Here is a 22,207-nt window from a genome sequence, read left to right as displayed (position 1 = left end):
CTCCGATCTACCTGAAAGCGGGTATGGATCGTCAGGAGATTGAAAAGTTCAAGCAACGAGGCAATCGAGCGTTTCCGGCTCGGCGCGATCGCGTCCCTGCTCGATGGCGCGCATGCGCCGCAACGCGCGGCGCTGGTGCTGGCCCTGATCGCCGGTTTCCAGATGATGCGGCGGACGATCGGGCTGTCGCCGCCGGCCGGGGTGGGCCGGCAGATGCGGATCGACGCGCTCGCGCCGCTGTTCGAGCGCCTGCTCGCCTGACATGCCCGTCGCGCGAGATCGATGAGGATCGCGAACGAATCGCCGGGCCGTCACAGCGAGGGCAGGGTGGCGCGGATATGTTCGGCGAAGGCCTCGACCAACGGCGAGGGCTGGGCCTGCTCGAGCCGCAGCGTGATGCCGACCGCGGGCAGGGCCGGCAGGCCCGGATCGCCGCCGAGGATCGCCAGGTCGGGCGGCACGGCCATCTGCGTGACCACCGCGAAGGCCTGCCCCGAACGCACCAGCGCGATCAGGCCGGCCAGGCTGCTGCTCGCGTAGGCGATCCGGTAGGCGCGCCCGGCGCGCTGCAGGGCCGCGCAGGCGGCGCGATGGTCGAGCGTGTCGGGATCGGACAGCGCAAGCGGCAAGGGTTCGAAATCGGCCGGCGCGAGGCCCGGATAGCCGATCCAGACCAGCGGCTCGCGGCGGATCGGGCCGCTGCCGGCCGGCTGCCCATCGGCCACCGAAACCATCGCCAGGTCGATCGCGTGCTTGGCCAGTTGCTCGTGCAGGCGCGGTGACGGCGCGCAGAACACCTCGACCTGCGCATGCGGATGCTGGATCGAGAACTGCCGCAGCAGCGGCGGCAGGAAGGTGGTGGCGTAATCCTCGGGGCAGCCGAAGCGGATCGTGCCGGACAGACCCTTGCCGGAGAGATCGGCCAGCGCCTCGTCGTGCAGCCGCAGGATGCGCTGCGCATGGCCGAGCAGGCGCTCGCCGGGATGCGTGAGCACCACACCGCGCCCGGTGCGCTGGAACAGCGGCTGCTCGACGATCTCCTCCAGGCGCCGCAACTGCTGGCTCAGCGCGGACTGGGTGCGGCCGACGCGATCGGCGGCGCGGCTCAGCGCGCGCACTTCCGCGATCGCGACGAAGCTGCGCAGCAGGTCGATATCGAGTGTCTGGCTCAAGGCAGGTTCCTCAAGGTATTAGCGGAACTACTATCTGGCATTAAAACTATTAGATTCTATAAAACCAGAGCGGCTACTAGACTGCAAGCATTCGTTCACCCGGGTCCGTCGCCGCGAGGGATCCGCCAGTCCAGCCAGGAGAACCACGGTGTCCCGCAATCAAGACGAGCAGTTCTGGCAACGCGCCAGGCAGCACCTGATCCGCTACGGCGGCAGCTTCGAACCGATGATCATCGAGCGCGCGCAGGGCAGCTTCGTCTACGACGCCGACGGTCGCGCGATCCTCGATTTCACCTCCGGGCAGATGAGCGCCGTGCTCGGCCACAGCCATCCCGAGATCGTCTCGGTGATCAACGAATACGCCGGCAAGCTCGACCACCTGTTCAGCGGGATGCTGTCGCGGCCGGTGGTGGATCTCGCCACGCGCCTGGCCGAGATCACCCCGCCCGGGCTCGATCGCGCCCTGCTGCTGAGCACCGGCGCGGAATCCAACGAGGCCGCGATCCGGATGGCCAAGCTGGTCACCGGCAAGTACGAGGTGGTGGGTTTTGCGCAGTCCTGGCACGGCATGACCGGGCACGCCGCCTCGGCCACCTACAGCGCCGGGCGCAAGGGCGTGGGCCCGGCGGCGGTCGGCTCGTTCGCGATCCCCGCGCCCTTCACCTATCGCCCGCGCTTCGAGCGCGAGGGCCGCTACGACTACCTGGCCGAGCTCGACTACGCCTTCGACCTGGTCGACCGCCAGTCGAGCGGCAACCTGGCGGCCTTCATCGCCGAGCCGATCCTCAGCTCGGGCGGCATCATCGAGCTGCCGCCGGGCTACCTGGCCGCGCTCAAGCGCAAGTGCGAGGAGCGCGGCATGCTGCTGATCCTCGACGAGGCGCAGACCGGCGTGGGCCGCACCGGCACGATGTTCGCGTTCGAGCGCGATGGCGTGACGCCCGACATCCTGACGCTATCGAAGACGCTGGGCGCCGGGCTGCCGCTGGCGGCGATGGTCACCTCGGCCGAGATCGAGGAGCGCGCGCACGAACGCGGCTACCTGTTCTACACCACCCACGTTTCCGATCCGCTGCCGGCCGCGGTCGGCCTGCGCGTGCTCGACGTGGTGGCGAAGGAAGGGCTGGTGGCGCGCGCCAACCAGATGGGCGAGCGCCTGCGCCACGGCCTGCTCGGGCTGATGGAGCGCTACGACTGCATCGGCGACGTGCGCGGGCGCGGGCTGCTGCTGGGCATGGAGGTGGTCAAGGATCGCCGCAGCAAGGAGCCGGCCGACGGGCTCGGCGCGAAGATCACGCGCGAATGCATGAAGCTCGGCCTGAGCATGAACATCGTGCAACTGCCGGGGATGGGCGGCGTGTTCCGGATCGCGCCGCCGCTGACGGTGAGCGAGGAGGAGGTCGACCTGGGCGTGGAACTGCTCGGCAAGGCGATCGAGCGATCGATCTGAGACGGGGGAGGGGCGGGGACGGGGATAGGGGCGGGCGCTTCGCGAGGAAGCGCGGCATGCTTGTCCTGCTCTGCTGCAGCAGCAGCGGCTGGGAACGAACGGCGGCGCGAACCTGCATCGGCAGGCTCGCGCCGCCGTTTTTCATTCGGCGGGCGCCGCCGCCGGGGGCAGCGCGTCGATCACCGAGCCGCGCCCCGCCACGATCGGGTAGACCACGCCGGCGATCACGGCGCCGATCAGCGGCGCGGCCCAGAACAGCCACAGCTGGCCGATCGCGTCGCCGCCGACGAACAGCGCCGGGCCGGTCGAGCGTGCCGGGTTCACCGAGGTGTTGGTGACGGGGATCGAGATCAGGTGGATCAGGGTCAGGCACAGGCCGATCGCGATCGGCGCGAAGCCGGCCGGCGCGCGCTTGTCGGTGGCGCCGAGGATCACGAACAGGAAGAAGGCCGTCATCACCACTTCGCAGATGAAGGCCGCGCCCAGCGAGTAATGGCCGGGCGAGCGATCGCCGAAGCCGTTGGTCGCGAAGCCGCTGCCCACCACGTCGAAGCCGGGCTTGCCGGTGGCGATCAGATACAGCGCGAAGGCGCCGAGCGCGCCGCCCACCACCTGCGCGACGACGTAGGGCACCAGGTCGCGAGCCGGGAAGCGGCCGGCCACGGTGAGGCCGACGCTGACGGCCGGGTTCAGGTGGCAGCCCGAGATATGGCCGATCGCGAAGGCCATGGTCAGCACGGTCAGGCCGAAGGCCAGCGCGACGCCGGCGAAGCCGATGCCCAGTTGCGGAAACGCGGCCGCGAGCACGGCCGCGCCGCAGCCGCCCAGTACCAGCCAGAAGGTGCCGAAGACTTCAGCGGCGAGTCGGTGAGACAGGTTCATGAGTTGGACTCCTCATCAGGATGGATCGATGACACCGAAACGGCCGCTGGAATCGGCCGATTTCATACTAGGTCGAGATTGTCGAAATGGATATGCCCGATTGCGGGTATCCCGGTAATTCCGGCAGGGTAAAGCCGGCATGAATCGTTTCGGACTGGTCCGGGCGGATTTTCATGCGAGTATCGGCGCTGCAATGTAAAAAACCATCAAATCGATTCAAACGATTTTTTGCGATGCATCATCCTGTCGATTTGCCGACAGGGCGCATCACGCTATCGCCCATCGCCCCTGTTTTTAAGGGCTTTGCGAATTTCCGGCTTGCCCGCCAGGCGTGATGCGGTTAGGGTTTCGCGATTAAACCTCGGCGATTGATTCGGACCGGTTCGAAATGCCTAATGCAGTAAACGAGTCGCGATGCCGGCAAGATACGCGATTTTTTTAGTCACGAATTCAATATGAACATATTTCACACTCTGCGGCGTATTGCGTTGGTGCAGCCGTCATCCGCTTATCCGGCGAGTTGGCCGATCGCGCTGATGCGGATTGCGACCGGCGTATTCTTTTCGGCTTCCGGTTTCAACAAGCTGGTGCTGCCGGGAAATCGCGCCGCGATGCTGCAGACCATCACCGAGGCGCAGGTGCCCTGTCCCGAGCTGATGGCGCCGTTCGTGGCGGGCTGCGAGTGCCTGTTCGGCCTGCTGCTGGCATTGGGCCTCGGCACGCGCCCGGCCGCGCTGGTGCTGTTCGCGATCAGCGGCGTCGCGCTGGCCACCGTCGGGCTTCACCAGATCCCGGCGGGGCTCGGGCCGATCGGCTGGACCAGCTGGCTGCTCTATCTGCCCGAGTCGCTGTACCTGCTGATCACGCTCATGCTGCTCGTGCGCGGCGGCGAGTCCCTGAGCCTCGACGCGGTCTGGGCGCGCCGCCTGGCGCGGCGGGCCTGAGGCGCCTCACCAGCGCGGCGCGCCGCCCATGAGTTGCGCGATGCCGCGTCCGAACGAGAAGTTCTCGTTCGGCACCGGCACCAGCGCGGCGAACACATCGTCGGGATGCGCCTCCACGCGCTCCGCGGCCAGCAGCGCCGTCTTGTCGTCCTGCCCGCGATGCGCGCCGAGCAGCACGGTGATGATCATCGCCTTGTCGCTGCGCTGCATGCCCATGAAGTCCGGGTCGATGAACAGCTCGTCTTCGCCGCGCTCGATAAGCATGACGAAACGATCGCCGCGAGGAATGTCGAGCACCTCCACCAATGACTGGTTCAGCGCCTCGGCGATGGCCATCTTTTGCGTCGAGTCGTAGCGGCCCGCCCTCGCTTTACAATAGGTTGATATACGCATAATATGCAGCGCAGTCCCCGCCGGCAATCTGCTCGCGTCTTGTCGCGTCTCGCGAAGCGGGCGGCGGGGCAGCCGCTTCGGCGCCTGATGCGCGCGATGCGAAACCGTCTCGCGCGACGAGCGATGCCCTCCATCTCCTTCCGATCATGGACAACAGCACGAACCTCGACGGACGCTGCAACTGCCTGGCCGCGCGCAAGGCCTCGCGCTACCTGAGCGCGCTCTACGACGGCGCGCTCAGCCAGGTCGGGCTGCGCGCCACCCAATTCTCGATCCTGCACAAGCTGCGCGCGGGCGGCCCGCTCGGCATGGGCGAGCTGGCCACCGTGATGGCGATGGACCGCACCACGCTGTCGACCAACCTGAAGCCGCTCGAGCGCGACGGCCTGCTGGCGATCCGTCCCGGCGAGGACGATCGCCGCCGCAAGGCGATCTCGATCACCGCGGCCGGCGAGCGCGTCTATCGACAGGCGCTGCCGGTCTGGCAGCAGGTGCAGGATGCCTTCGAACAGTCCTATGGCGAGCAGCGCGCGGCCGGTTTGCGGCGCTCGCTCGCGGCGGTGCTGAACACCGGCTTCAGTCCCTGGGACGACGCCCCGGCGCAGCCATGAGCAGCACCGGCCGGCCCGACTTCCCGATCCCTGCCATGGACCTTCCTCCCGGCGATTCGCCCGATCTCGTCGACATCCGGCTCACGCGGCGCGGGCCGGCCGCGCCGGTGCGCGCCCGCTATCGCCGCGCCGAGGATTCGCGCGCGGCGATCCTGCAGGCCGTGGTGGACCTGGTCGAGCGCGACGGCGGCGAGCCCGTGCATGTGGATCGCATCGCCGAGCGCGCGGGCCTGCACAAGATGGCGATCTACCGGATCTTCGGCTCGCGCGCGGCCTTGCTCGACGAAGTGGCCGGGCGGCTTTGCGACGGCGAGCGCGCGCGCTGGGACGAGATCGCCGGCGCCACCGACGGCACGCCGCGCGCGGTGCTGATCGCCTTGTTCGACGATCTGGCGCGGCGCGTGCGTGCCGATGCGGCCTGCGATTGCCGGCTGGCCCGGCTGACCTCGCAGGGCGAGGCCCTGCCCGCCACCAGCCAGCGCAGCCTGGCGCTGCGCGGCGCCTTGCGTGCCTTCCTGCATGCGCATTGCCTGGCCTCGGGCGCGGCCGAGCCCGGGCGCATGACCGATGCGCTGATGCTGGTCTGGCAGGGGGCGGTATCGCCGCGCTGGACCGACGAGGAAGTGGCGGCGCTTTGCGACGGGCTGCCCGCCGTGGTGGACGGCGTGATCCGCGGCCACGTGCCGGCCGCGGCCGGCGCCGCATCGCCCATCGAGACCTGCAAATGAAACGGGGCGGCAAGCCTGGCTTGCCGCCCCGTGCGATGTCGAACCCGGTGGAAGACGGATTCGATCTCAGCCGTGCGTGGTCGTCTTCACGTCGACGCTGGCCTTGATGGCGTTCGAGTACGGGCAGATGGTGTGGGTGGTCTCGACCAGCTTCTTTGCGTCGGCCTCGTCGAGGCCGGGCAGGTAGACGTCGAGTTCGGCGGTGATGCCGTAGCCGCCTTCCGAGCGCGGGCCCATGCCGATGGTCGCCTTGACGGTCGAGCCATCCGGCACCTTGATCTTGGTCTGCTGGGCCGCGACGCGCATCGCGCCGAGGTAGCAGGCCGAATAACCGAGCGCGAACAGCTTCTCGGGGTTGGCGCCGTCGCCGCCCGGGCCGCCCAGTTCCTTCGGGACCGTGAGCTGCAGCGACATCGTGCCGTCGGCGAGCTCGGTCTTGCCGTCGCGGCCGCCGCCGGTTGCCGTGGCGGAGGTCTTGTATTTCGCATCAACTGACATGGGGTGCTCCTGTATCGAGTTGGCAGGAAAAGCGCTGCCCATGTTAGGCGCCGCCGGGGCTTTCGTCCAGCCGGCTCGGCAGCGGTATCGCGCGCCGTGCCGTGGAGCCGCGCCGCGGCTGGCCGAGCGATCCCGACCTAGCAACGCGCGGGCCCGTCGGCGCCCGCGATGCGTCGCGGCGGCCTTGCCGATTCCACCCGGCATGCGCGCCTTCGTGCCGCCCACCTTGCCCGCTCAGGCCTCCAGCTCCATCGGCACCTCCAGCCCCACCTTCACTCGGCCCATGCTGACCAGCGTCTTGAAGCGCCGCACGTTGTTGTTCGAGAAGAACAGCCGCCGCGTCAGCTCGTTGTACTGCTCCATGTGCTTGACGGCGACGATCAGCACGAAATCCCATTCGCCCGCCACGTAGTAGCACTGCTGGATCTGCGGGCACTGCGCGAAGCTGCGCTTCATCGCGTCGAGCAGGTCGATCTGCTCGCTCTCCACCTCGACGTTCACCACGATCGTGAGCGGGTGCTCGGCCTTCTCGGGCGCGACCACGGCCGTGTAGCGCTCGATCACGCCTTCCTCGGCCAGGCGGCGCAGGCGCCGGTTGACGGCCGCCGTGGACAGGTTCACACGCGCGCCCAGCTCGTTCTGCGGGGTTTGCGCGTCGCGCTGGATCTCGGCCAGCAGCTTGCGGTCGTAAGTGTCGAGGGGCGTGGTCATGAGGATGTCGGGGGCGGATGAACGCGGAATCGATAAAAAATTGCGTCAGGCAGGATAACAACGAGACAGGATTCGCGTCACGGCGAAATATTATTTACCCGATCCGAATCCGCTTCCCGGGAGCCCCATCGATGCTGTTCGCCAATCCGAACGCCTGCTTCACCCCCTATCCCGACGCGCTGCGTCGCATCCTCGATATCGACACGGCCCGGCAGAGCGGTGCCTGGCTCGCGCATTGGCCGCTGATCGAGCGTGGCGCGACACCGCTCTGGAACCTTCCCGGCGCCGCGGCGCGCTTCGGCATCGCCGCGCTGGCGGTCAAGGACGAGTCGCTGCGTTCGTCGCTCGGCAGCTTCAAGGCGCTGGGCGCGCCGGTCGCGCTGCTGCGCCTCGCGCTGCGCCTGATGCCCGAGGCGCGCTTCGAGCCGCAGGCGCTGTTCGCCGGCCGCCATGCCGATGAGCTTGCCGCGCTGACCGTGATCAGCGCCACCGACGGCAATCACGGCACGGCGCTCGCGGCCGCGGCGCAATCGCTCGGCTGCGCCTGCGTGATCGTGCTGCATGCGCGGGTCAGTGCCGAGCGCGAGCGGGCGATCGCCGCTCATGGCGCGCGCATCGTGCGGATCGCCGGCAACTACGACGAATCGGTGGAGCACGCGGCGCGGCTGGCGCGCGAGCAGGGCTGGCATGTGGTGTCCGATACCTCGTATGAGGGCTACGAGGCGATTCCGCGCGACGTGATGCAGGGATACGGCGTGATCGCGGCCGAGCTGCTCGCGCAGGCCGCCGGCCAGCCGCCCTTCACGCACGTGATCCTGCAAGGCGGCGTGGGCGGCCTGGCGGCCGGCATCGCCAGCTATCTGTGGGAGCATTTCGGCGCGAGCCGCCCGCGCTTCCTGGTGGTCGAGCCGGCCCAGGCCGATTGCCTCTACCAGAGCGCCATCGCCGGCCACGCGGCGAAGGCTTCCGGCAGCGTCGATTCGGTGATGGCGGGGCTGGCCTGCGGCGAGGCTTCGCCGCTCGCCTGGCGCATCCTGCAGCCCTGCATCGACGCGTTCCTCACCATCGACGATGCCGATGCGACGTTCGCGATGCGAGCGCTGGCGGCCGGCGTGGATGGCGACGTGCCGGTGCTGGCCGGGGAATCGGGCGCGGCCGGCCACGCGGGGCTGGCGGTGCTGATGCGCGATCGCGCGCTGGCCGCGCGCGCCGGGCTCGACGCGAATTCTCGCGTAGTGCTGATCAATACCGAGGGCGCGACCGCGCCGGGCGTCTACGCCTCCTTGACGGGCGAGGCCGCCGAGGCCGTGATCGCGCGTCGGCAGGCCTGGCTCGACGAAGCGGCGCGCCTGCCGCTCGACGCATGAGGCGCGGCGTCGTATCGATCACCGGGAATTCATCGAGGATAGCCAGGACAAGGAACATGGAAAGCTCCCTGCAGGACAAGCTGACCGGCTGGCGCCGGCAGTTTCATCAATACCCGGAAACGGGCTTCGAGGAGGTCCGCACCTCGGACACGGTGGCGCGCATTCTCGGCGCGCTCGGGCTGGAGGTGCATCGCGGCATCGGCGGCACGGGGCTGGTGGCGAACCTGCGGGCCGGCCGTGGCGAGCGCGCGATCGCGATCCGCGCGGAGATGGATGCGCTCGACATCGTCGAGCAGGCGCCGGGCCGTGCCCATGCCTCGTGCCTGCGCGGCAAGATGCACGCCTGCGGCCACGACGGCCATATGTCGATGGTGCTCGGCGCGGCGCAACTGCTGGCCGAGCGGCGCGACTTCGACGGCATCGTGCGCTTCGTGTTCCAGCCGGCGGAGGAACACGGGCGCGGCGCCAAGGCGATGATGGCCGACGGCCTGTTCGAGCGCTTTCCGGTGGAGGCGATCTTCGGCGCGCACAACATGCCGGGCATGCCGGCCGGCAGCTTCGCGACGCGCGCCGGCGGCATCATGGCCAGCGAGGACAACTTCGTGATCGAGATACGCGGGCGCGGCACGCACGCGGCGCGCCCGCAGATGGGCATCGATCCGATCGTGATCGCCTCGCAGATCGTGCTGGCGCTGCAGACCATCGTCTCGCGCAATCTCGATCCGGGGCTGCAGGCCGTGGTGTCCTGCACCGAGTTCATCACCGACGGGCTGCGCAACGTGATCCCGTCGACGGTCACCATCAAGGGCGATACGCGCAGCTACGCGCCCGAGGTGCAGGCCATGCTGGCCAGGCGCATGCGCGAGATCAGCGAGGGCATCTGCGCGAGCCACGGCGCCGAATGCCGCTTCGACTACACGCACGAGTTCGCGCCGACCGTGAACCCGGCGCGATACGTGTCGCTGGCGGTGGAGGCGGCCACGCGCGTGGCCGGCGCGGCGGCCGTCGACGCGAACGTGCAGCCGATGATGATCTCCGAGGATTTCGGCGCCTTCCTGCAGGCGGTGCCGGGCAACTTCGTGTTCATCGGCAACGGCGTGACGGCCGGTGAGGGCGGCACGCCGCTGCACAATGCGTCCTACGATTTCAACGACGCGCTGCTGCCGGTCGGCGCGCGCTACTTCGCCGAGCTGGCGCGGCTCGCGCTGCCGGCCGCTTGAGCGCGTTCAGGCCGTCGCTTGCAGGGCCTCGACGGTCTGCGCGGTGCTCCACAGCGCATGCGCGATGAAACGGAAGTTGACCAGCGCGGCCAGGTAGCCGTCGCCTTCGGGCACGCGCGGGCCGGCCGTCGCATCGCGCACCACCAGCACCTCGAAACCCTGCTCGACCAGCTCGCGCAGATGCGACTCGATGCAGAGGTTGGCGGCCATGCCGGCCAGGATCACCTGCGAGACGCCGCGCTTGCGCAACTGCAGCGCCAGGTCGTTGGTCTCGGGCCCATAGACCTTGTGCGGCGAGGCGATGATGGTCTCGCCGTCGAGGATGTAAGGCTTGTAGCGTTCGAGGAAATCGGCGCCCGAACCCTCGTAGCCTTCGAGCGTGACGGGCCCCTTGCGCTCGAACATGCCGATCGCGTGCATGGTCTTCTCCAGCGGGCCGCCGAACTGCCAACCGTGGTCGCAGGGATAGTAGTAATGCGGCGAGACGGCTACCGGGATGCCGGCTTGCTTGGCGGTCCTGAACAGGGTTTCCAGGTGATCGACGGTGCCGTTCTCGACGATGCTCTCGCCGAAATACGGCCAGCTCACGCCGGACGGGCTGAGGAAGTCGTTCTGCGGATCGACCACCACCAGCGCGGCCTTGGTGCGGTCGAGCTGGAAGCCGGTTGGCGGCAGCGCCGGGTCGGACGGATCGGCGTAGGGCAGGGTGGAACGGGTCATGCGGGGCTCCTTCGAGCGGTGGGGATGCGGGAATGGAAACAGGCGGCTTCGAATAATAAATGACCGGTCGCTTTATTATTGGGCCAAAAAAAAGCTCACCCCAGCAGACGGGTGAGCACCACTTTTTCGAATCGCTCGCAGGCCTGGCCGTTGCGCTCGATCTTGCTGCGCATCACGGCGCCTTCGTAGGCCTCGATCAGGATCGCCGCCAGTTGGTCGGCATCGCCCGGCGCGACCTCGCCGGCCGCCTGGCCTTCGCGCAGGCAGTCGGCCAGCAGCGCCTGCCAGTGATCGAGCAGGCGCTGCGCGGTCAGGCGCGCCTGCTCGTTGGTGGCGGACAGCTCCAGCGAGAGATTGCCGATCAGGCAGCCCAGCGCGAAGCCGGCCTCGCGATGATCGTCGGACAGCAGGCGGAAGAACTTGCGGATGCGCGCGACCGGCCGGGCCCGGCCCTCGCGCAGCACGGCCGAGTGGCGTGCCACGATCGACTCCCAATAGGCCTCGAGGATCTCGCCCGCGAAGGCTTCCTTGCTGTCGAAGTAGTTGTAGAACGAGCCCTTCGGCACGCTGGCCGCCTCGGCGATGTCCTGCACCGCGCAGCCGTTGAAGCCGAGTTCATGCACCACGCGGCGGCCGGTGGAGATCAGGCGCAGACGGACTTCAGGGTTGGGCGGACGCGGCATGGACGATGTTCCCGGTTGGCAGGATGCGTAGCAAGATAACCGGTCATCTATTAACTGTCAATCGAGGCGCGTGGCGCTCAGGCCAGCCGGAACACCGACACGGCCGAACGCAGCCTGCCCGCCTGTTCGTCCAGCGAGGTGGCCGCGGCCGCCGCCTGCTCGACCAGCGCCGCGTTCTGCTGCGTGACCTCGTCCATCTGCGTGACCGCGCGGCCGACCTGGTCGATGCCGGTGCTCTGCTCGACCGAGGCCGCCGAGATCTCGCCGATGATGTCGGCCACCTGCCCGATCGAGCGGTCGATCTCGCTCATCCGTTCGCCGGCCAGTTGCACCAGCCGGTTGCCGTCGCCCACCTTGTCGACCGACACCTGGATCAGCTCCTTGATGTCCTTGGCGGCCGAGGCGCTGCGCTGCGCCAGCGAGCGCACCTCGGCGGCCACCACCGCGAAACCGCGGCCTTCCTCGCCGGCGCGCGCCGCCTCGACGGCCGCGTTGAGCGCGAGGATGTTGGTCTGGAACGCGATGCTCTCGATCACCGAGGTGATGTCGGCGATTCGTGAGGATTGCTCGGCGATGCTCGACATCGTATCGACCACCTGGCGCACCGCCTCGCCGCCGCGCGAGGTCGCCTCGGTGGCACTGCCCACCAGGCCGTTGGCCTGCTGTGCGTTGTCGGCGTTCTGCTTCACGGTGCCGGTGATCTGCTCCATGCTGGCGGCCGTTTCCTGCAGCGAGGCGGCCTGCTGCTCGGTGCGCTGCGAGAGGTCGATATTGCCCTGGGCGATCTCGCCGGCGCCGTGCGCGATGGCGTGGCTGGCGGACTGGATCTCGGCGATCATCGCCGCCAGGCGCGTGCGCATCTGCGCGAGCTCGGCGATCAGGCTGCCGGGCGCGGCGCGCGAGGCATCGAACTCGAGATGCAACTGGCCGTTGGCGATGTGGGTGGCGATCTCGGTGGCATGAGCCGGCTCGCCGCCGAGCGTGCGGCGCACGCTGCGCACCATGGCTAGCGCGATCGCCGAGACGACCACCGCGATCGCCGTCGCGATGCCGGCCAGGATCGCCGCGAGACGGTAGAACACCTGGTTGATCCGGTCGTAGAAGAAGCCGGTGCCGATCAACCAGTTCCACTCGGGAATCCGCACCACGCCCTGCAGCTTCGGCACCGGCTGCGCATCGCCGGGGCGCTTGAGCAGCAGGTCGACGAAGGCCACGTGCGAGCGGGCCAGTTGGGCATCGTATTCCTCGCGATCGGTCCTGCCGCTGGCGGTCGGGTTGTCGATCACGCGCTTGTCGCGCAGTGCCGGGTTCGGGTGGACGATATTGATGTTCTCGGCGTTCTTGACCCAGAAATAGCTGTCCTCGTCGTTGAGCCGGGCGACCGCCTCCTTGGCCTGCTGTTGCGCTTGCTCGAGCGTGAGTTCGCCGCGCGCCTGGCGCTCGCGGTAGACATTCACCGCGTGCTCGGCCTTCGACAGCAGGGTCGCGATCTCGTCGCGGCGGCTGTCGATCAGTTCGCCTCGCATCATGGTCAGCGCGGTGGCGGCCAACAGGACGATACCGAGCAATGCCGTGACGACGAGCACCGTCAGTTTGGTGGACAACTTCATGCTGGAGGCCTTGAACGATGATGGATGGAATCGTCGTTTTAACGGCCTGCAGGCCGCCCACTTTAGGGCGCGCCGATGCATTCGAGGCGCAGGGATGTGCGGGAAAACGCAGCTTTGTAAGCGGGTGCTTGCGTTGGCGCGCGCGATTCGTGCAGGCGTGCCCGAGGTTGCGGCGTCGATCCCGCTTCGATGGCGGACGCGCGGCCGCCGATGGCGCAGTGCTTCGCGCCGATCGGTTGCGCATGCAATCAAATTGATTGCTGAAAACCGGGCGTGAAGCCGTTGAGCGACGCTCATCGCGCCGCGTAAGCTTCACGTCATATCGATATGCGGATTACAGGCCGGGCGCGCGTCCTCGATGTTGCGCCCATTCCGATAAACATCGAGCAGCGCCTCGATCGGGTGGCGCAGGCGCTTGCCGCTGATGCGCGCCACCTGGCAGCGGCAGGAATAACCGGTGGCGAGCAGTTCGTCGTCGTCCGCCTCGACATGACGCGCCCAGGACTGCCCGAAGATTCGCTCGGACGTATCGCGATTGCGCGCCTCGTGCCCGTAGGTGCCCGACATCCCGCAGCAACCGCTGGCGGGCATCCGCAGCGCGAGGCCCGCCGCCTCGAACACCGGCTGCCACAGCGCGCTGGCGGCGCCGGCATTGGTGCGCTCGGTGCAGTGAGGCAGCAAGCGGAAGGCGCGCGGCGGCAGCTCGGCCGGGCGAGGCCGCTCCCGCAGCACCTCCACCAGCCATTCCTGGGGCAGCAGCACCTCGGGCAGCGCGCCGATACCGGGCAGCTTGCGATACTCCTGCCGGTAGACGAGCGTCATGGCCGGATCGAGGCCGACCAGGGCGATGCCGCTTGCGGCCAGCGCGGCCAGGCTCGCGGCGTTGCGCCGGGCGGCGCGGGCGAAGGCCGGCAGGAAGCCCTGCACGTGCAGCGGCTTGCCGTTCGGCAGGAACGGCGCGACGAACACGCGATAGCCGAGGCGCTCGGCCAGCGCGAGCCAGGCGGCCGCGACCGGCGTTTCGAAGTAGCGTGTGAAGGCGTCCTGCACCACGATCACGCTGCGCGCGCGCTCGGCCGCCGACAGCTTCGCGAGCCGTGCCGACGTGGCGGGCTCGGCGCCGGCCGTTCGCAGCGCTGCGCGCCACGAGGCGCGGCTCAGGCGCGGCGCGTCCACCACGCCGGCCGCGCGCTCGATCAGCGCGGCCACCGGCGCCGTGTCCAGCAGCGCGTTGTAGATGCGGCGCGCGCCCGGCACGGCGGCCAGGCGCGGCAGCGTGAATTCCAGCGAGCCGATCAGGTGGTCGCGCAGCGGACGCAGGTAGCGCGTGTGATAGTGGGCCAGGAAGCGCGAACGGAATTCGGGCACGCCGACCTTGACCGGGCATTGCCCCGCGCAGGACTTGCAGGCCAGGCAACCGGCCATCGCCTCGTGCACCTGGTGCGAGAAATCGGCCTCGCCGCGCCGCTTGCGCAGGCTGTTCATCGCGCGCGCCGGCAAGGGCGCCGCCACCGGCTCGGCGGTGAGATCGGTGCCGGCCTCGCCCTGCAGGCGCAGCCATTCGCGCATCAGCGAGGCACGGCCCTTGGGCGAGTGGATCCGCTCGCGCGTGGCCTTCCAGGACGGACACATCGCGTCGTCGGGATCGAAGTTGTAGCAGGCGCCGTTGCCGTTGCAGTGGAGCGCGTCGGCATTGGCCTGCCAGACGCGTTCGTCGATGCGCCGGTCGAGCTCGCCGCGCAGCGGCACGGCGTCGATGCGCAGCAGTTGCGCGCCGTCGGCGGCCGGGGCCGCGATCTTGCCGGGGTTCAGCTGGTTGTGCGGATCGAAGGCCGCCTTCAGTTCCTGCAGGGCCGGGTAGAGCGGGCCGAAATAGTCGGGCACGTATTCGGAGCGCAGGCCCTTGCCGTGCTCGCCCCACAGCAGCCCGCCGTAGCGGCGCGTCAGCGCGGCCACCGCGTCCGAGATCGGCCGGATCAGCGCGGCCTGCGCCGGATCGCGCAGGTCCAGCGCCGGCCGCACGTGCAGCACGCCCGCATCGACATGGCCGAACATGCCGTAGCGCAGGCCGCGGGCATCGAGCAGGGCGCGGAACTCGGCGATGTAGTCGGCCAGGTGCTCGGGCGGCACGGCCGTGTCCTCGACGAAGGGCTGCGGCCGCGCCTCGCCCTGCACGTTGCCGAGCAGGCCCACCGCGCGCTTGCGCATCGCGTAGACGCGCTTCACGGCGGCATCGCCATCGGCGATCGTCAGGCCCAGGCGCGCGGGGCTCGCTTCCTGCTCCAGCCGCGCCACGAAGGCGGCCACGCGCGCGCGAACCTGGTCCGCGTCGTCGCCGCTGAACTCGACCAGGTTGATGCCCTGCGCGCCGTCCTCGACCGCGGCATCGTCGGGGAAGAACTCGGCCACGCCCTGCCAGACGATGTCCTCGCGCGCCAGCCGCAGCACGGTCGAATCGACGGTCTCGATCGACAGCGGGCGATGCGCGAGCAGGGCGCGCGCATCGCGCAGCGCATCCATGAAGCCGCGATAGCGGATATTGACCAGCATGCCGTGCCTGGGGATCGGCAGCACGTTCAGCGTGGCCTCCACCACGAAACCGAGCGTGCCTTCCGAGCCGCACAGCACGCTGTTGAGATCGAAGCGTCCCTGTTCGTCGCGCAGGTGCGCGAGGTCGTAGCCGGTCAGGCAGCGGTTCAGCACCGGGAACTGCTCGCGAATCCGTTGCGCCTCGCGCCGGTGGATCCCGCTGGCCACGCGATGCACGCGGCCGATGCCGTCGCCGCGCGCGCACAGGCTCGCGAGCGCGGCCTCGTCGACGGGGGCGCTGGCGAGCCGCTCGCCGCCGATCAACACGGTCTCCAGGGCGAGCACGTGGTCGCGCGTCTTGCCGTAGGTGCAACTGCCCTGGCCGCTGGCGTCGGTGCTGACCATGCCGCCGATGGTGGCGCGGTTCGAGGTCGACAGCTCGGGCGCGAAGAACAGGCCGTGGCGCTGCAGCTCGGCATTGAGCTGGTCCTTGACCACGCCGGCCTCGACGCGCGCGGTGCGCGCCACCGGATCGATCGCGAGGATCCGGTTCATATGTCGTGACAGGTCGACCACGATGCCGTCGGTCAGCGATTGTCCGTTGGTGCCGGTGCCGCCGCCGCGCGGCGCCACATGAACCCCGCGAAAGCGTGCCTCGCCGAGCAGGGCCGCCAGGCGCGCCACGTCGGCGGCGTGGCGCGGGAACAGCGCGGCGGCGGGCTGGCGCTGGTAGATCGAGTTATCGGTGGCCAGCACCGTGCGCGTGGCATGGCGGCGGTCGATCTCGCCCTGGAAGCCGGCGGCCCGCAATTCATGCAAGAATCGATCGATGGCCGAAGGCAGGGATTCGTCGACGGGGAGCCGGGCAATGGTCATCGTGGCGGGCGGGGAAGGGGGTTGAGGTCTGGATTCGGCGTATCCGTCACGATTTCGGATGGACCGCCACCGGTGAATTGTCGGATCGACCGCCGCCGCCCGCAAACGTATCTTCCTCGGGTTGATCATGAGGTTTATGAATGAATTTTCGAAAACTGACGCCCTCGATGTCGCTGCTGCTGGCCTTCGAGGCTTCGGCGCGGCATGAAAGCTTCACGCGCGCGGCCGAGGAACTGTCGCTGACGCAAAGCGCGGTGAGCCGGCAGGTGCAGGCGCTGGAGGCGATGCTGGAGGTCGAACTGTTCGTGCGCGAGGGCAAGCGCATCAGGCCCAGCGACGCCGGGCGCGCCTACATGGCCGAGATCGGCGGCGCGCTGGCGCGTATTCGCGACGCCACGCTGCGCGTGCTGGCCTCCCAGGCGCCCGCCACGCAATTGCGGCTGGCCACGCTGCCGACCTTCGGCGCCAAGTGGCTGATGCCGCGCCTGCATCGCTTCTACCTCGCGCATCCCGCCTTGCAGCTCGACCTGCATTCGCGCATCGACGCCGTCGATTTCTCGGCGATGGAGATCGACGCGGCGATCGCGGTCGGCGACGGGCGCTGGCCCGAGGTGGTGGCGCATCGGCTCTATGACGAGGAACTGGTGCTGGTCGGCCATCCCGCGGTGCTGCCCGCCGCCTGGAAGCGCCGCGGCGACTCCGGCCGGCGCCGCCCCGCGCCCGATGCGCGGGCGCTGGCCGGCATGAGCCTGCTGCGCGTGCGCAACTTCCCCGAGGCCTGGCGCGTCTGGTGCGAGGCCCATGGGCTGCCGCACGACGCGCCGCGGCCCGGCCCCAGCTTCGAGCTGACCTCGCATCTGATCCAGGCCGTGGTGGCCGGGATCGGCATCGCCCTGGTGCCGCGCATGCTGGTGGACGAGGAGCTGCGCGACGGCCGCCTGGTCAGCCCCTTCGATCCGGTGCCGAGTTCGCGTGCCTACTTCCTGGTCTATCCGCCGCGGGTCGGCCAGCATCCGGTGCTGGTCGCGTTTCGCGACTGGCTGCTCGCCGAGCTGGGCTCGCGCTGAGCCGCTGGGCTGCCACCGCTCGCCGCCCGCCGTCGTCGTCGCCTCGGCGCTCGCTCGGGGAAACCCTGCCGGCGCGTGGCCGCGGCCAGCACCGCGAATCGAACTGAAAGCTTGTCGCGAGCAGCGGCGCGGCCCGCGCCGCGTGCCGCGTTTGGCATATCGCGCCGATATGGACAGGCGCGCCAAATCATATTGGACGCTGCGAACCCGCGTCCGTAGGCTGCGCCAGATGACCGACGGCAGCCCCGTCCGGCGCGCGCATCGACCGCTTCGTCGGTGCGCGCGCAACGATCCGGGCGCGCCGCTCGGCGAGGATCGGCGCGGCATCGCCTGCGATGCGCGCCTTCGTATCGTGGCGGTTCGGCAAGGCGCGGAATCGTCGAGACAACAGGGCGACGCGCAATCGGCCGATCGCCCGATCGGAGGAGCAGTGGTGATCGACAAGCTTATTTTCCCGCGCGCAGCTGCCCTGGCTGGCGCATGCGGTGCCGTGTTCGCGTTGGCGGGATGCGGGGGCGGCGACGGCGGCGGCTCGGCGCCGGCCGTGAACCAGTCTTCCACGGCTTCGTCCCCTCCGTCTTCCTCGAGCGCGTCGTCGTCGTCGTCGAGTGCCGGCGTGCAGCACATCCTGTTCGTCGGCGACAGCTTCACGCACGGCCGCTACACGCCGGTGCGCCCCTATCATTCGGGCGGCGCGGCCGGCTCGAGCAGCGCCTCCACCCTGGTGGTCGACGAGAACTACGGCCAGACCGGCGCGCGCGCCGAGCTCGAGCCGGGCCCCTGGGGCGGGATTCCGGCCATCTTCGCGCAGCTCGCGGCCGAGGCCGGGCTGCGCTACGACGTGCATATCGAGGCGATCTCGCAGACCAGCCTGTCGAAGAATTTCGCGGCGGCCTCGGGCGTGATCGCGCAGCCGGGCTGGAACGCGGTGGTGCTGCAGGAGCTGAGCACCAAGCCGCTGCCGACCGCGCTGACCGGCAGCAGCGTCAGTAATCCGAAGGATTTCTGCGCGAGCGTGCAGACCATCGAGCGCGCGGTCCACGGCGCGGCGCCGCACGCGAACGTCTATCTCTACGAACCCTGGGCGCGCGCGGACCTCGCGCAGGCGCTGGCCGGCAACACCGGCGCGGCAGGCTTCGCCACGCAGTACCAGTCGGCGCTCGGCGCGCTCAGCGATGCCAACCACGATGCCTATTACAACGCCGCCTCGACGGACGGCGCGATCGCCGGCGTCGCGCCGGTGGGCGAGGCCTGGCGACTCGCCTGGAACCAGGGTGTGGCCAATCCCAACCCCTTTGCCTCGTCGAGCCTGCCGCTGCTCTGGTACGGCATCAATGCCGTCAACGATCCGCAGATCAGCTCGCCGGATTACCTGCATCCCGACGTCGATGGCGCCTACCTGGCCGGCTTGGTGCTGTTCGCGCAAGTGACCGGCACCGACGTGACGCGTTTCGGCGGCAACGAGACGGCGGCCCAGCAGCTCGGCGTGCCGGCCATACTGGCCGCGCGCCTGCAGCAGATCGCGGCGCAGGCGGTGAAGCAGGCCAGCGCCGCGCCGCTCAACGCCTCGGCGCCGGCGCCGTGCACGCAGTCGCAATGAGCGCCTGAACGTTCGAGCGGCGTCGTCATCGACCCCGGTCACGGCCACGCGCGCGCGGCGCTATGATGCGCCTGTTGCCCACCGCCGATCCGGGAGCCGATGAATCCGCCGACCGAACCTGAATCCATGCCTGCCACGCCCGCCGCGCCCGGCGTCGTTGCCGCCGCGCCCGCGCCGCGCCGGCCCGCCCATCTGCTGTTCCAGAGCGCCTGGTTGCTGCTGCTCGCCATCGCCTTGCTGATGGCGGGCGGTTTCGGCTTCTTCACGGCCCAGTGTCGCGACCTGGGGCTGGCGCTCGGCTGGACCTTGCTGTTCACGATCATCGGCGGCGGCCAGGCGCTCGGCAACTGGCTCCTCACGCTGGCCGGCCTGGCGCTGTGGGTGGGCGTGGTGGCGCTGGCGCGTCGCCAGGTGCCGATCCGTTTCCGCCCCTATCCGAGCATCATCGGCCTGGTGCTCGTCTACGTGGCCGTGGCAACGATTTCATGGTTCACCGTGGCGCCCGAATCCTGCCGGATCCACTTCTGAGCGCGCGATCCGGAGCTTGTCGCGCTTACCACTTTTGACAATCGCGCCGGGGCAATCCGGGTAACATGGCGCCGGCATGCGCATCGCAAGCCGTGCGCGTGCATTCCTTTGTCACGAACCGAATTTCACCAACCGAATGGAGTGCCGACCATGAGCATCTTTGGCGATATCGTGAACAAGCTGTTCGGCAAGGCCAAGCCGGACCAGGCGCCGCCCGCCGAAACGCCGCAACCGGATCCGGCCGCGGCCCAGGCTGCCGCGCCGGCCACGCCGCCGCTGTCGGACGTCGACGTGGCCGCCGTGATGGACCAGCTGGTCAGCGAGAGCGGCCAGACGCTGAACTGGCGCGTGTCGATCGTCGACACCATGAAGGCGCTCGGCGTCGACAGCAGCCTCGAGCATCGCAAGCAGCTCGCGCAGGAGCTGAAGTACGACGGCGATACCAACGATTCGGCCAGCATGAACATCTGGCTGCACAAGCAGCTGATGCAGGCGCTGGCGGCCAACGGCGGCAAGCTGCCGCCGGACCTGGCAAGCTGATCGAGCGGCCCGTTTCCGGGCCGTCTGCGGGCCGAGAAGCAACAAGGGCCGACGCGCGATGCGTCGGCCCTTTTCGTTTGTGCCGGCCGGCGCGCGTGAAGCGCGTGGCCGGCATGCCGCCGCGGTTCGGATCGGCCCTAGAGTCAGCCTCTGACTCAGCCCTAGAGTCAGCCCTTGACTCAGACCTTGACTCAGCCCTTGACTCAGCCCTTGACGAATTCGCCGTCGCGCAGGCGCCAGAGATCGAGCGGATTGTCGTCCCGCAGCGCCTCGGGCAGCAGCTCGGCCGGCAGGTCCTGGTAGCAGACCGGGCGCAGGAAGCGGTCGATCGCCATGGTGCCCACCGAGGTGGTGCGCGAATCCGAGGTGGCCGGGAACGGGCCGCCATGCACCATCGCATGACAGACCTCCACGCCGGTCGGGTAGCCGTTGGCCAGGATGCGGCCCACCTTGCGCTCCAGCACCGGCAGCAGGCGCCGCGCGGCCGGGTAGTCGGCCGCATCGAGCTGCAGGGTGGCCGTCAACTGGCCCTCGACACCCTCCAGCACGCGCAGCAGCTCCGCCTCGTCGCGGCACGACACCACGATCGAGGCCGGCCCGAAGATTTCGTCGGCCAGCCCGTGATTGACCACGAACTCCGCCGCGGTAGTGCGGAACAACACGGGCAGCGCGCTGCAGGCATTGTCCGAGGCGATGCCGTCGGCCACCTGGGCGACGCCGGTCTGCTCGGCGCGCTCGCCGATCTGGCGCCGATAGGTGGCGGCGATGCCGGCCGACAGCATGGCCTGTGCCTGGCGCGTGGCGAGCGCGGCGGCCGCATCGGCCACGAAGGTGTCGAGATCGGGGCCCGAGATCGCCAGCACCAGGCCGGGATTGGTGCAGAACTGGCCGGCGCCGAGCGTCAGCGAATCGACGAAGCCCTGTGCGATCTGCGTGGCGCGCGCCTTCAACGCGGCCGGCATCAGGACCACCGGGTTGATGCTGCTCATTTCGGCATGCACGGGGATCGGCTCGGCGCGCGCCGCGGCGATCGCCGACAGCGCGAGGCCGCCGCGCCGCGAGCCGGTGAAGCCCACCGACTTGATGGCCGGATGCGCGACCAGCGCCTCGCCTACCGTGTTGCCCTTGCCGATCACCAGCGAGAAGGTGCCTTCGGGCAGGCCCAGCTCGGCCACCGTCTGCTGGATCGCGCGGCCCACCAGTTCCGAGCCGCCCAGGTGCGCCTCGTGCGCCTTGACCACCACCGGGCAGCCGGCGGCCAGCGCCGAGGCGGTGTCGCCGCCCGCCACCGAGAAGGCCAGCGGGAAATTGCTGGCGCCGAACACGGCTACCGGGCCGATCGGGATCTTGCGCGCGCGCAGGTCCGAGCGCGGCAGCGGCTTGCGTTCGGGCTGCGCCGAGTCGAGCGTGGCGTCGTTCCAGCGGCCGTCGCGCACCAGCTTCGCGAACAGGCGCAACTGGCCGCAGGTACGCGCGCGTTCGCCTTCCAGGCGCGCCACGGGCAACGCGGTTTCCTGGTGCAGGCGCTCGATCAGCGTCGCGCCCAGCGCCTCGATACGCGTGGCGATCCCTTCCAGCAGCGCGGCGCGCGTGTCGAGCGCGGCCTGGCGATAAGGGTCGAAGGCCTCGGCGGCGAGCCGGCAGGCGCGATCGACATCCTCCGCGCCGCCCGCGCCGAACTCCGGCTCGAGCTCCTGGCCGCTGGCCGGCGCGAAGGCGCGCAGCGTGCCCTGCGTGCCGCGCACCGAAGCGGCGCCCAGCAACATGTTTCCGGTGATTTCGTGGTCCATTCCGTCTGTCTCCTGCGATGCGGCAAGGTGGATCGGTGGCGGTGCCGCGCGGAACGGATCAGGCTTCGCGCCGCGCCGGCGCCGTGATGCGGATTGCGTGCGAGTCGTGGCCGGACACGGGGCGCGGGCCCGGGCGGGGAGCCGGGGCCGCGGAGCGGGTCGCTTCGATGGACGAGGGGGCGACGGCGGGGTGACGGCGAACGCTGCGAGGCCGGCCGCCTGGCTGGGGCAAGGCACCGGCTACTGGATCGCGGCAAGGTAGCATTCGCTCGCCGGACATGTCAAACA

The 22,207-nt window shown here is 69.5% G+C and carries 22 protein-coding genes; 11 read left to right on the top strand and 11 right to left on the bottom strand.

Annotated features, from left to right (window positions below):
* The first annotated feature begins 39 nt into the window (after positions 1-39).
* Positions 40-261: a TetR/AcrR family transcriptional regulator gene (locus BM43_RS10965; protein WP_036055575.1), complete on the top strand. Its 222-nt coding sequence runs from the start codon at positions 40-42 to the stop codon at positions 259-261.
* Between the two features lie 50 nt (positions 262-311).
* Here the strand turns inward: BM43_RS10965 and BM43_RS10960 are convergent, their stop codons facing one another.
* Entirely contained in the window at positions 312-1,172 is an 861-nt protein-coding gene (locus BM43_RS10960) for a LysR family transcriptional regulator (protein ID WP_013691159.1), read from the bottom strand.
* A 148-nt stretch (positions 1,173-1,320) separates the two neighbouring features.
* Between BM43_RS10960 and BM43_RS10955 the strand changes: the two genes are divergently transcribed.
* Positions 1,321-2,622, top strand: a complete 1,302-nt coding sequence (locus BM43_RS10955; RefSeq protein ID WP_036055577.1) for an aspartate aminotransferase family protein — start codon at positions 1,321-1,323, stop codon at positions 2,620-2,622.
* A 141-nt stretch (positions 2,623-2,763) separates the two neighbouring features.
* On the opposite strand, the gene aqpZ is transcribed toward BM43_RS10955, so the two are convergent.
* Positions 2,764-3,504 (bottom strand): aquaporin Z, encoded by a 741-nt coding sequence (aqpZ, locus tag BM43_RS10950; RefSeq protein ID WP_036055578.1) that lies wholly within the window; start codon positions 3,502-3,504, stop codon positions 2,764-2,766.
* 536 nt (positions 3,505-4,040) lie between these two features.
* On the opposite strand from aqpZ, the gene BM43_RS10945 reads away from it, so the two are divergent.
* A complete protein-coding gene (locus tag BM43_RS10945) occupies positions 4,041-4,448 on the top strand; it encodes a DoxX family protein (protein WP_198399555.1) in 408 nt (135 codons plus the stop codon).
* Between the two features lie 6 nt (positions 4,449-4,454).
* On the opposite strand, the gene BM43_RS10940 is transcribed toward BM43_RS10945, so the two are convergent.
* Complete coding sequence (locus BM43_RS10940) at positions 4,455-4,784, bottom strand: tautomerase family protein (RefSeq protein ID WP_230676408.1); 330 nt, start codon at positions 4,782-4,784, stop codon at positions 4,455-4,457.
* A gap of 203 nt (positions 4,785-4,987) precedes the next feature.
* Here BM43_RS10940 and BM43_RS10935 point away from each other — a divergent pair, with 203 nt between their 5' ends.
* Positions 4,988-5,452: a MarR family winged helix-turn-helix transcriptional regulator gene (locus BM43_RS10935; RefSeq protein WP_036055580.1), complete on the top strand. Its 465-nt coding sequence runs from the start codon at positions 4,988-4,990 to the stop codon at positions 5,450-5,452.
* A gap of 35 nt (positions 5,453-5,487) precedes the next feature.
* Entirely contained in the window at positions 5,488-6,180 is a 693-nt protein-coding gene (locus BM43_RS37485) for a TetR/AcrR family transcriptional regulator (protein ID WP_052409098.1), read from the top strand.
* 66 nt (positions 6,181-6,246) lie between these two features.
* Here the strand turns inward: BM43_RS37485 and BM43_RS10925 are convergent, their stop codons facing one another.
* Positions 6,247-6,678, bottom strand: a complete 432-nt coding sequence (locus BM43_RS10925) for an organic hydroperoxide resistance protein (protein ID WP_025102239.1) — start codon at positions 6,676-6,678, stop codon at positions 6,247-6,249.
* Positions 6,679-6,912: 234 nt separating this feature from the next.
* Positions 6,913-7,389, bottom strand: coding sequence for an Lrp/AsnC family transcriptional regulator (locus BM43_RS10920; protein ID WP_036036363.1), 477 nt, complete (start codon positions 7,387-7,389; stop codon positions 6,913-6,915).
* Positions 7,390-7,520: 131 nt separating this feature from the next.
* Here BM43_RS10920 and BM43_RS10915 point away from each other — a divergent pair, with 131 nt between their 5' ends.
* Together BM43_RS10915 and BM43_RS10910 are read left to right on the top strand one after the other, a co-directional pair.
* Positions 7,521-8,756, top strand: a complete 1,236-nt coding sequence (locus tag BM43_RS10915) for a diaminopropionate ammonia-lyase (RefSeq protein WP_036055581.1) — start codon at positions 7,521-7,523, stop codon at positions 8,754-8,756.
* 56 nt (positions 8,757-8,812) lie between these two features.
* Positions 8,813-9,976 (top strand): M20 aminoacylase family protein, encoded by a 1,164-nt coding sequence (locus tag BM43_RS10910; protein ID WP_036055582.1) that lies wholly within the window; start codon positions 8,813-8,815, stop codon positions 9,974-9,976.
* Positions 9,977-9,982: 6 nt separating this feature from the next.
* On the opposite strand, the gene BM43_RS10905 is transcribed toward BM43_RS10910, so the two are convergent.
* From BM43_RS10905 to ydiJ, 4 genes are all read right to left on the bottom strand, one after another.
* Positions 9,983-10,696, bottom strand: coding sequence for a cysteine hydrolase family protein (locus BM43_RS10905; protein ID WP_036055584.1), 714 nt, complete (start codon positions 10,694-10,696; stop codon positions 9,983-9,985).
* Positions 10,697-10,791: 95 nt separating this feature from the next.
* The gene (locus BM43_RS10900; protein WP_013691148.1) at positions 10,792-11,379 is read right to left on the bottom strand and encodes a TetR/AcrR family transcriptional regulator; all 588 of its coding nucleotides are present in this window, start codon (positions 11,377-11,379) and stop codon (positions 10,792-10,794) included.
* A 77-nt stretch (positions 11,380-11,456) separates the two neighbouring features.
* Positions 11,457-12,989: a methyl-accepting chemotaxis protein gene (locus BM43_RS10895; RefSeq protein ID WP_036055585.1), complete on the bottom strand. Its 1,533-nt coding sequence runs from the start codon at positions 12,987-12,989 to the stop codon at positions 11,457-11,459.
* A gap of 312 nt (positions 12,990-13,301) precedes the next feature.
* Entirely contained in the window at positions 13,302-16,394 is a 3,093-nt protein-coding gene (gene ydiJ / locus BM43_RS10890) for a D-2-hydroxyglutarate dehydrogenase YdiJ (RefSeq protein WP_036055586.1), read from the bottom strand.
* A 140-nt stretch (positions 16,395-16,534) separates the two neighbouring features.
* Between ydiJ and BM43_RS10885 the strand changes: the two genes are divergently transcribed.
* On the top strand, positions 16,535-17,461 hold the full coding sequence (locus BM43_RS10885; RefSeq protein WP_036055587.1) for a LysR substrate-binding domain-containing protein: 927 nt from the start codon (positions 16,535-16,537) through the stop codon (positions 17,459-17,461).
* A gap of 187 nt (positions 17,462-17,648) precedes the next feature.
* Here the strand turns inward: BM43_RS10885 and BM43_RS40295 are convergent, their stop codons facing one another.
* On the bottom strand, positions 17,649-17,864 hold the full coding sequence (locus BM43_RS40295) for a hypothetical protein (RefSeq protein WP_126241579.1): 216 nt from the start codon (positions 17,862-17,864) through the stop codon (positions 17,649-17,651).
* 141 nt (positions 17,865-18,005) lie between these two features.
* On the opposite strand from BM43_RS40295, the gene BM43_RS10880 reads away from it, so the two are divergent.
* The 3 genes from BM43_RS10880 (at position 18,006) to BM43_RS10870 (ending at position 20,129) form a co-directional block, all read left to right on the top strand.
* On the top strand, positions 18,006-19,061 hold the full coding sequence (locus tag BM43_RS10880) for a hypothetical protein (protein WP_144417643.1): 1,056 nt from the start codon (positions 18,006-18,008) through the stop codon (positions 19,059-19,061).
* 126 nt (positions 19,062-19,187) lie between these two features.
* Positions 19,188-19,589 carry a hypothetical protein gene (locus tag BM43_RS10875; RefSeq protein WP_036055588.1) on the top strand — a complete coding sequence of 134 codons (402 nt, stop codon included), beginning with the start codon at positions 19,188-19,190 and terminating at the stop codon, positions 19,587-19,589.
* A gap of 150 nt (positions 19,590-19,739) precedes the next feature.
* Positions 19,740-20,129, top strand: coding sequence for a DUF3597 domain-containing protein (locus BM43_RS10870; RefSeq protein WP_017920232.1), 390 nt, complete (start codon positions 19,740-19,742; stop codon positions 20,127-20,129).
* 203 nt (positions 20,130-20,332) lie between these two features.
* On the opposite strand, the gene BM43_RS10865 is transcribed toward BM43_RS10870, so the two are convergent.
* Entirely contained in the window at positions 20,333-21,919 is a 1,587-nt protein-coding gene (locus BM43_RS10865; RefSeq protein WP_017920233.1) for an aldehyde dehydrogenase (NADP(+)), read from the bottom strand.
* Positions 21,920-22,207 lie beyond the last annotated feature (288 nt).

The organism is Burkholderia gladioli (assembly GCF_000959725.1).
Taxonomy (GTDB): Bacteria; Pseudomonadota; Gammaproteobacteria; order Burkholderiales; family Burkholderiaceae; genus Burkholderia; species Burkholderia gladioli.
The sequence above is the reverse complement of the archived record's forward strand: the minus strand, read 5'-3'. Positions and strand labels throughout refer to the sequence as shown.

Bases quoted from the DNA above. Each gene is read 5' to 3' on its own strand.
- aqpZ (WP_036055578.1), bottom strand. From the start codon at position 3,504: ATGAACCTGTCTCACCGACTCGCCGCTGAAGTCTTCGGCACCTTCTGG.
- BM43_RS10945 (WP_198399555.1), top strand. From the start codon at position 4,041: ATGCGGATTGCGACCGGCGTATTCTTTTCGGCTTCCGGTTTCAACAAG.
- BM43_RS10940 (WP_230676408.1), bottom strand. From the start codon at position 4,784: ATGGCCATCGCCGAGGCGCTGAACCAGTCATTGGTGGAGGTGCTCGAC.
- BM43_RS10935 (WP_036055580.1), top strand. From the start codon at position 4,988: ATGGACAACAGCACGAACCTCGACGGACGCTGCAACTGCCTGGCCGCG.
- BM43_RS37485 (WP_052409098.1), top strand. From the start codon at position 5,488: ATGGACCTTCCTCCCGGCGATTCGCCCGATCTCGTCGACATCCGGCTC.
- BM43_RS10925 (WP_025102239.1), bottom strand. From the start codon at position 6,678: ATGTCAGTTGATGCGAAATACAAGACCTCCGCCACGGCAACCGGCGGC.
- BM43_RS10920 (WP_036036363.1), bottom strand. From the start codon at position 7,389: ATGACCACGCCCCTCGACACTTACGACCGCAAGCTGCTGGCCGAGATC.
- BM43_RS10915 (WP_036055581.1), top strand. From the start codon at position 7,521: ATGCTGTTCGCCAATCCGAACGCCTGCTTCACCCCCTATCCCGACGCG.
- BM43_RS10910 (WP_036055582.1), top strand. From the start codon at position 8,813: ATGGAAAGCTCCCTGCAGGACAAGCTGACCGGCTGGCGCCGGCAGTTT.
- BM43_RS10905 (WP_036055584.1), bottom strand. From the start codon at position 10,696: ATGACCCGTTCCACCCTGCCCTACGCCGATCCGTCCGACCCGGCGCTG.
- BM43_RS10900 (WP_013691148.1), bottom strand. From the start codon at position 11,379: ATGCCGCGTCCGCCCAACCCTGAAGTCCGTCTGCGCCTGATCTCCACC.
- BM43_RS10895 (WP_036055585.1), bottom strand. From the start codon at position 12,989: ATGAAGTTGTCCACCAAACTGACGGTGCTCGTCGTCACGGCATTGCTC.
- ydiJ (WP_036055586.1), bottom strand. From the start codon at position 16,394: ATGACCATTGCCCGGCTCCCCGTCGACGAATCCCTGCCTTCGGCCATC.
- BM43_RS10885 (WP_036055587.1), top strand. From the start codon at position 16,535: ATGAATTTTCGAAAACTGACGCCCTCGATGTCGCTGCTGCTGGCCTTC.
- BM43_RS10875 (WP_036055588.1), top strand. From the start codon at position 19,188: ATGCCTGCCACGCCCGCCGCGCCCGGCGTCGTTGCCGCCGCGCCCGCG.
- BM43_RS10870 (WP_017920232.1), top strand. From the start codon at position 19,740: ATGAGCATCTTTGGCGATATCGTGAACAAGCTGTTCGGCAAGGCCAAG.
- BM43_RS10865 (WP_017920233.1), bottom strand. From the start codon at position 21,919: ATGGACCACGAAATCACCGGAAACATGTTGCTGGGCGCCGCTTCGGTG.